Annotated in this window: 1 pseudogene; it reads right to left on the bottom strand. The window is 77.0% G+C overall.

From position 1 onward, the window contains the following. Positions 1 to 639, bottom strand: a pseudogene (locus JX613_RS19690) (chromosome segregation protein SMC); the annotation flags it as partial.

Here is a 639-nt window from a genome sequence, read left to right as displayed (position 1 = left end):
CCCGGGCGGCCTCGGCTGCGGCCAGCGCCTCCTCGGCGGCCTCGGCGCGCTCGGCGGCGGCTTCCTGCGCCTGCTCGGCCCCGGCAAGTGCATCCGCGGCGGTCGCTCCCGCCTCGGCGGCACGGTCAACCGTGGCCTGCGCGTCGGCGCCCGCACGTTCGGAACGCTCCAGCATCGCGCGCAGGTCCGTCACCAGCCGTTCCGCCGACTGGTGCCGGGCGGCCAGGCGCGCCGCCTCGTCCGTCAGTTCGGCCAGCTTGGCTTCAACCTCGCGCAGCGCCTCGGCGGCCTCGTCCGCCGCATGGGCAGCGGCGTCCAGACGCGCGTCATGGCCCTGCCCGGCCTTGTCCAGTTCGGCCCGTTCCCTCGCCAGCCGCTCGACCACCTCGCCCGCGTCGCGGTTCAGCGCCTCCTCGCGATCCAGGTCGCGGGCAAGCTGCGTGATCCGCGCCTGCAGGCTGGCGATGGCCCCTGCGGCACGGGCATCGGCCTCGTCCAGGGCCTCGCGCTCGACCACGATGCGCGACAGGATGGCGGCGGCGACCTGTTCGTCCTCGCGCAAGGGCGGCAGCGCGGCGTCAGCCGCCTCGCGCCGGGCAGCGGCCTCGTGCGAGGCCGCCTCGGCCGCACCGGCATCGC

Source organism: Paracoccus shandongensis (assembly GCF_017315735.1).
In the GTDB taxonomy this organism is placed as follows: domain Bacteria; phylum Pseudomonadota; class Alphaproteobacteria; order Rhodobacterales; family Rhodobacteraceae; genus Paracoccus; species Paracoccus shandongensis.
Note: the sequence above shows the minus strand (reverse complement) of the source record. Positions and strands in the feature narration are given on the sequence as shown.